The sequence below is a fragment of the Nocardioides sp. J9 genome (assembly GCF_007829375.1).
Taxonomy (GTDB): Bacteria; Actinomycetota; Actinomycetes; order Propionibacteriales; family Nocardioidaceae; genus Nocardioides.
Genome location: NZ_VLJQ01000012.1, coordinates 1 through 7,054 on the forward strand (window position 1 = coordinate 1; position 7,054 = coordinate 7,054).

At 72.4% G+C, this 7,054-nt stretch carries 6 protein-coding genes and 1 tRNA gene; 3 read left to right on the forward strand and 4 right to left on the reverse strand.

Translation table 11 applies throughout. The features are described 5' to 3' along the window. Nucleotides 1-505: 505 nt before the first annotated feature. Both L615_RS01680 and L615_RS01685 read right to left on the reverse strand, forming a co-directional pair. Nucleotides 506-578 (reverse strand) — tRNA-Gly (locus L615_RS01680). Nucleotides 579-609: 31 nt separating this feature from the next. Further along, a complete protein-coding gene (locus L615_RS01685; protein ID WP_186449672.1) occupies nucleotides 610-1,383 on the reverse strand; it encodes an SGNH/GDSL hydrolase family protein in 774 nt (257 codons plus the stop codon). A gap of 70 nt (nucleotides 1,384-1,453) precedes the next feature. Here L615_RS01685 and dcd point away from each other — a divergent pair, with 70 nt between their 5' ends. Together dcd and L615_RS01695 are read left to right on the forward strand one after the other, a co-directional pair. Next, nucleotides 1,454-2,029: a dCTP deaminase gene (gene dcd / locus L615_RS01690; RefSeq protein ID WP_028655252.1), complete on the forward strand. Its 576-nt coding sequence runs from the start codon at nucleotides 1,454-1,456 to the stop codon at nucleotides 2,027-2,029. A 71-nt stretch (nucleotides 2,030-2,100) separates the two neighbouring features. Beyond that, nucleotides 2,101-3,084 carry a siderophore-interacting protein gene (locus tag L615_RS01695; RefSeq protein WP_145723897.1) on the forward strand — a complete coding sequence of 328 codons (984 nt, stop codon included), beginning with the start codon at nucleotides 2,101-2,103 and terminating at the stop codon, nucleotides 3,082-3,084. 48 nt (nucleotides 3,085-3,132) lie between these two features. On the opposite strand, the gene L615_RS01700 is transcribed toward L615_RS01695, so the two are convergent. Beyond that, nucleotides 3,133-5,061, reverse strand: a complete 1,929-nt coding sequence (locus tag L615_RS01700) for a CocE/NonD family hydrolase (protein WP_145723898.1) — start codon at nucleotides 5,059-5,061, stop codon at nucleotides 3,133-3,135. 131 nt (nucleotides 5,062-5,192) lie between these two features. On the opposite strand from L615_RS01700, the gene L615_RS01705 reads away from it, so the two are divergent. Next, nucleotides 5,193-5,951, forward strand: a complete 759-nt coding sequence (locus L615_RS01705; RefSeq protein WP_145723899.1) for a glycoside hydrolase family 16 protein — start codon at nucleotides 5,193-5,195, stop codon at nucleotides 5,949-5,951. Nucleotides 5,952-5,979: 28 nt separating this feature from the next. On the opposite strand, the gene L615_RS01710 is transcribed toward L615_RS01705, so the two are convergent. Continuing rightward, nucleotides 5,980-7,054: AMP-binding protein (locus L615_RS01710; RefSeq protein ID WP_145723900.1), on the reverse strand; the 1,075-nt coding region annotated here is incomplete at its 5' end.

Below are 7,054 nucleotides of genomic sequence, written 5' to 3' on the forward strand. Positions count from 1 at the left end.
GCGCGGCGGGAGCGAAGCGACTGCAGCTTGCTGCCGCCGCCAACCGCGCGCGCCGACCTCGACAGGCGACGCGCTCGCGCGAGGTTTCGCGAGTCGGCGCCGGGGCGCCTCGCACCTCAACCACCGGGAGCAACGCTCGCGCCACCGGCAGGCACGCTCGGGCCACCTACACCCGCCTTGCCCACCGGCAGCCACGCTCGGACCCCTACGGCCGTCTTGCCGCCAGGCCAACCCAGCCATCCGCCGGAGGCAACCGCGGCGCGGCAGCGCGGCGCCCCGCGGCGAAGCCGCGTCGGGGGCTAGCGTGGGCCGAGCGGAGCGAGTGCCTGCGCGCAGCCCTCGACAGGGCGACGCGCTCGCGCCCGAACCAACGCTGTCGTCTTGCCGCCAGGCCAACCCAGCCATCCGCCGGAGGCAACCGCGGCGCGGCAGCGCGGCGGGAGCGAAGCGACTGCAGCTTGCTGCCGCCGCCGGAGCGGAGACGCGTCTCGCGCCATTCAATACGAGCGGATGACGAGGTTCGAACTCGCGACATTCAGCTTGGGAAGCTGACGCTCTACCAACTGAGCTACATCCGCCTGCACGGGTTCCCCCGTGCGATCGAGGATGTTACCCGATGGGCTCGAGGGCCGGGCGCTTCGGCTCCACCCCGTCGCCGGAGGAGCGGCCGGTGATGCGTCGGTGGACCCAGGGGGCGAGGTGGCTGCGGGCCCAGGCGAGGTCGGCGGCGCGGCGCCTGCGCGGGGTGAGGACGGGGACCTCGACGGGCGGGAGGGGCTGGAGGTCGTGCCGGAGGCCGAGGGCGTCGGCGACCGCGATGGCGATGGCCTGGTGGCCGACGGCGTTGAGGTGGAGGCGGTCCTCGTCCATGACCTCCTCGACGGTCCAGCCGCGCATGCGCCACATGTCGACGAGGGTGGCGCCGTGCTTCTCCGCGATCTCGCGGGCCCACTCGTTGAAGATGGCGGTGCGGCCGCGGATCATCTTCATGACGCCGGAGTTGCCCGTGTCGGCGATGGTGAACATGACGACGTGGGCGCCGCTGGCGGTCAGGCGGCCGATGGCGTCGTCGTACGACGCAGCGAGGACGTCGAGGTCGACCTTGGGGCGGAGCACGTCGTTGCCGCCGCCGTGGATGCTGACCAGGTCGGGCTTCAGGGCGAGGGCGGGCTCGACCTGCTCCTCGAGGATGGCGGGGAGCTTGCGCCCGCGGATGGCGAGGTTGGCGTAGCCGAAGTCGCGGCCGGCCGCGGCCGCGTCGGCGGCCAGGGCCTCGGCGAACCGGTCCGCCCAGCCGCGCCAGCCGTTGGGGCGCTCCGGGTCCGGGTCACCGACGCCTTCGGTGAAGGAGTCTCCGAGTGCGACGTACTTGCTGAAGCTCACGCGCATATTGTGCGCCCGTGATCCGGCCCACGCGGTGCCGGGCGGCGCCGGGGCGGCTAGGGTGCCGAGCGTGCTGCTCAGCGACCGCGACATCACCGCCGAGATCGACGCCGGCCGGATCGGCCTCGACCCCTACGACCCGGGCCTGATGCAGCCGTCCTCGGTGGACTTCCGGCTCGACCGGTTCTTCCGGGTCTTCGACAACCACAAGTACCCCTCGATCGACCCGGCGGCGGACCAGTCGGACCTGACCCGGGTGGTGGAGCCGGAGGGTGACGAGCCGTTCATCCTGCACCCGGGCGAGTTCGTGCTCGGGTCGACGTACGAGGTCGTCACGCTGCCCGACGACATCGCGGCGCGCGTCGAGGGCAAGTCGTCGCTGGGGCGGCTGGGCCTGCTGACGCACGCGACCGCCGGCTTCGTGGACCCGGGCTTCTCCGGACACGTGACCCTGGAGCTGGCGAACGTGGCGACGCTGCCGATCAAGCTCTACCCGGGGATGAAGATCGGGCAGTTCTGCTTCTTCCGGCTGTCCTCGCCGAGCGAGCACCCGTACGGCTCGGAGAAGTACGGCTCGCGCTACCAGGGCCAGCGTGGCCCGACGCCGTCGCGCTCGTTCCAGAACTTCCACCGCACGCAGATCTGACCCGGCCGCCCGATCGGGGCCGGGAGTGTGCCGATGGGGCGACGTCAAGAAGTTAGGTTAGCCTTGCTTCCATGACCGTCGAGGAGAGCACGTACGTCGCCACCCTGCCGCTGGTCCTCGCCGAGCTCGAGGTGGCGCGGGTCGAGCGGGTCTCCCCGTCGTTCGTGCGGATCGAGCTGGCCGGCGACGAGCTCGCCGAGTTCGGGACCCCGGGTCCGGTGTTCGACCAGCGGATCAAGCTGATCTTCCCCAACGCGGCCGGCACGCTACCGTCCTTCGCCGCGATGGACGACAGCTGGTGGACCACGTGGATCGAGATCCCCGAGGACGAGCGCGGCTCGATGCGGACCTACACCGTGCGCGACGTCGTCGGCGAGGGCACCGACACCCGCCTGGTCGTCGACATCGTCGTCCACGAGGCGCACGAGGACGACCCGCTGGACGGCGCGGGCAACCGCTGGGCACTGCAGGCGCAGGCCGGCCAGCGACTCGTCGTGCTGGCCCCCCGCAAGGGCCACGAATTCGGCGGCATCGAGTGGTCGCCGGGCAACGCGACCCGGCTGCTGCTCGTCGGAGACGAGACCGCCGTGCCGGCGATCCGCGGCATCCTGCGCGACCTCCCGTCCGACGCCCGCGGAGCGGCCTTCCTCGAGGTGCCGGTCGACGCCGACGTGCTCGACGACGTCGCCGCCCCGGCGGGTGTCTCGGTGACCTGGCTGCCCCGCAACGGCGGCGCCCGCGGGGAGGACCTGCACGCCGCCGTGCTCGCCCACCTCACCGGCACCGCACCTGCCGAGCCGATCGCGGTCGACGAGGAGGAGGTCGACCCCGACCTGTGGGAGACCCCCGTCTACTCGTCCTCGGGCGAGCAGGTGGTCGAGGCGACCGCCGTACCCACCGACGACTCCCCCTTCGCCGGGCTCTACGCCTGGATCGCCGGCGAGTCGAAGGTCGTGACCGGCCTGCGCCGCAAGCTCGTCAAGGACCTCGGCCTCGACCGCGGCCAGGTCGCGTTCATGGGCTACTGGCGCGAGGGCGTCTCCATGCGCTCCTGACCCGGGGACCGACCCGGGGACCGCCCCGGGGACCGACCCGGCCGTGCGTCAGCGACGCACGGCCAGCGTGATCGACGACGGGTACGACGGACCGGTGCGCACCGTCACCGGCACGAGCTGTCCGAGCAGGCTGGTCAGCGGGGACAGCAGGTGCGGGACGTCGAAGGCCTGCACCGCGATCCGCAGCTTGTGGCCGCGCTTGACGACGGCGCCGGTCGGGAAGACCTCGACGTCGACCGCGGCGACCTTGCCGCCCGGCAGGTTCTTCTGCGTGGCCTTCGTGAACGGGTGCCAGGCCTGCAGCAGCTTGCCGTCGAGGTAGCGCGACCTCTTCTTGTCCAGGGTGCGGTGGGAGATGACCTGCCAGCCACCGGTGAGACGCGTGACCTTGCCGTTGGGGGCGACGTCCTCGATCGCGACCGACAGCATGCCGTCGCCGGTCGGCGAGGAGACGAAGAGACGCGCGTTGACCGGGCCCTGGAAGCGGATCGGCCTCGCGAGCGGGGCAGTGTCGAAGGTCAGCCCACCGAGGTCGTTGAGGCGATTGTCGGTGAAGCAGGGCAGGTCCTTCAGCAGCGCGGCCGGCAGGCCGGCGGTCCACTGGTTGGCCGAGCGCGTGCAGAGGCCGGTGACCGGCACGGGCGGGACGATCGAGGACCCGGCGGCGGGCTTGCCCCCGACGAGGCGACCGGCCTTGCCGCCGACGGCGGAGGTGCCGGACAGCTTGAGCACGCGGGCGGAGAGGTCGGAGGCGATCCAGCGCGGCTTCTTCACCCAGCGCCCCGAGCCCTGCTCGTAGTAGGTGAGCGGCGCGATCGTGCCGAGCTTGCCGTCGCGGCCCTTGATCCAGTGGTCGAACCAGCGCAGCTGGAGCTCGGCCAGGCTGCCGTAGCCGGCCCGGCCGACCTCCGCGCCCGAGGAGCCCTGCAGGTGGTCCCACGGGCCGAAGATCATCTTCACCGGCACCTTGTTGCGCTGCAGGCGCTCGAAGACGAGCGGGGTGCCGCGCTGGAAGAGGTCGAACTCGCCGCCGACGAGGAAGGTCGGCACCTTCACCTTGTCGATGGTCGTGATCGGCGAGCGCTCGCGGTAGAACGGGCCGTCGTACGCCGGCTCGCCGCCGAGCACGGCCTGCAGCATCAGCGGCAGGGTGAACCCGAGGGCGCCCTGCAGGTGGTCGGTGAGCGCCTTGAAGCCGGCGACCGGCTCCTGGAGCCCGTAGGCCGGCGGGATGACACCGGTCGCGGTGACCAGGCCCATCCAGAGCGGAATGAAGCCGACGTCGATCTGGCCACCCGACGCGACGACGTCGCGGTAGACGTCGGCGGCGGGGACCTGCGGGAAGATCGCCTTGAGGCCCTTCGGCTGGCGGGCAGCGGCGAACAGCTGCGAGATGCCCATGTACGACGCCCCGGTCATGCCGACCTTGCCGTTGCTCCACGGCTGCTTCGCCGCCCACGCCACGACCGCCGCGGCGTCCTTGCCCTCGCGGGCGCTGAACGCCGCCCAGGTGCCCTCCGAGGAGCCGGTGCCGCGGGCGTCGACGGTCAGCTGGGCGTAGCCGCGCTTGACCAGGTAGGCGGGGTCGGCGCCGGCGAGCACCGCTCCCCCGCCGGCGGCGAGGACGGTCTTGTTGTAGGCGGTGATCGTGATGATCACCGGCAGCCGGGTGCCGACCGGGGTGCCGGCGGCGGTGGCCGGGCGGACCAGGTCGGCGCGCAGCTCGACGCCGTCGTCCATCCGGATGACGAGGTCGCGGGTGGTGTGCGTGGCGCGGTACTGCTCGGCGCGCGGCTTCCACGCCGTCGTGGCCGCCTTCACCGGTGCTCCGGTCGCCGCGGCCGCAGGGGTGGCCGCGGCCGTCTCAGCGGTCGGTGCCGGTGCGGCGGCGGCCGGCCCGCTCGCGGGCGCGAGGGTGGTGGCGGCGACGGCGGCCGCGACCAGGGCGGCGGCGCGGCGGGGCAGGCGGACGTGCATGTGGATCTCCCTCTCCTCCGGGCCCTCCCGGGCCCGGGGGAGCAACGAGCCGGCCGGCCCGTGCGTCACGCCCGAGCCAGAACCGGTTCCACCCGGGTCGCTGTCGGTGCCCGCGGCTAGCGTCACCGCCCGTGGGCACCGAGGAACACTTCGACGAACGCTTCGAGCAGCTCGACCCGGCGCGGTGGACGTCGTCGTACCTGCCGGCGTGGAGCTCGCGCGCCGCGGCCGCTGCGGCGTACGACGTCGGGCCGGGTGGGCTGCGCCTGTCGATCCCGCCCGACCACCCGCGCTGGTGCCCGGACACGCACGCGACGCCGCTGCGGGTCTCGGGCATCCACAGCGCGAACCGGTCCGGGCCGGTCGGGTCGACCGACGCGCCCCAGCCGTTCGCCGCGGGCCTCCGGGTCCGTGAGGAGCAGCCCACGATGGTCGGCTTCGCCCCGCACTTCGGGGTCGTCGAGGTGACCTGCCGGGCCCACCTGACCGGCCGCTCCATGTTCTCCGCGTGGATGGTCGGCCTCGAGGACCGACCTGAGCGCTCCGGGGAGATCTGCCTGGTCGAGGTGTTCGGCAACAGCATCGGCGACGACGGCACCGTCGCGCTGGGGCAGGGCATCCACCCGTTCCGCGACCCGGGCCTGGTCGACGACTTCACCGCCGAGCGGCGCTCGCTCGACGTGGCGCAGTGGCACCGCTACGCCGTGCGCTGGTCGCGCGGCGCCGTCGAGCTCAGCGTCGACGGCCAGGTCACCCGCACCTGCTCCCAGGCGCCGGACTACCCGATGATGCTGATCCTCGCCGTGTTCGACTTCCCCGACGAGGGCGGTGACCCCGCCGACGTGCCGGTGCTCGAGGTTCGCCGGGTCGTCGGCTCGCCCCTGTCCTGACCCTGCGGGGACGGGGCCGGCGGCCGGCTCAGGCGAGCCCGAGCAGCTCCGCGGAGCGCTCGCGCATCTCCACCTTGCGGATCTTGCCGGTGACCGTCATCGGGAACTCCTCGACCACCATCACGTAGCGCGGGATCTTGTAGTGCGCGAGCCTGCCGGTGGCGAACTCGCGCACCTTGTCGGCGTCGAGCGGGTCGGCGCCGGCGCGCATCCGGATCCAGGCGCACAGCTCCTCGCCGTACTTCTGGTCGGGGACGCCGACCACCTGCACGTCCTCGACGTCGGGGTGGGTGTAGAGGAACTCCTCGATCTCGCGGGGGTAGATGTTCTCCCCGCCGCGGATGACCATGTCCTTGATCCGGCCGACGATGTTGCAGTAGCCGTCCTCGCGCATCACCGCGAGGTCGCCGGTGTGCATCCAGCCGTCGGCGTCGATCGCCTCGGCGGTCCTGGCCTCGTCGTCCCAGTAGCCGAGCATCACCGAGTAGCCGCGGGTGCAGAACTCGCCGGGCTCGCCGCGCGGCACGGTCTCGCCGGTGGCGGGGTCGACGATCTTGATCTCCACGTGCGGGGCGGCGCGCCCGATGGTGGCGGTTCGACGGTCCAGGTCGTCGTCCGCGCGGGTCTGGCAGCTCACCGGGCTGGTCTCGGTCATGCCGTAGGCGATGCCGACCTCGGCCATGTGCATGTCGTTGATGCACCGCTTCATCACCTCGACCGGGCAGATGGAGCCGGCCATGATCCCGGTGCGCAGCGTCGACAGGTCGTGCTCGGCGAAGTCGGGGGCGTTCTGCATCGCGATGAACATCGTCGGGACGCCGTACACCGCCGAGCACTTCTCCTCGGCGACGGTGCGCAGGGTGACCGACGGGTCGAAGCCGGGGCCGGGGATGACCATGGTGGCGCCGTGCGTGACGCAGCCCAGGTTGGCCATCACCATGCCGAAGCAGTGGTAGAAGGGCACCGGGATGCACAGCCGGTCCTGCTCGGTGAAGCCGAGCAGCTCGGTCACGAAGAAGCCGTTGTTGAGGATGTTGCGGTGGCTGAGCGTGGCGCCCTTGGGGAAACCGGTGGTGCCGCTCGTGTACTGGATGTTGATCGGG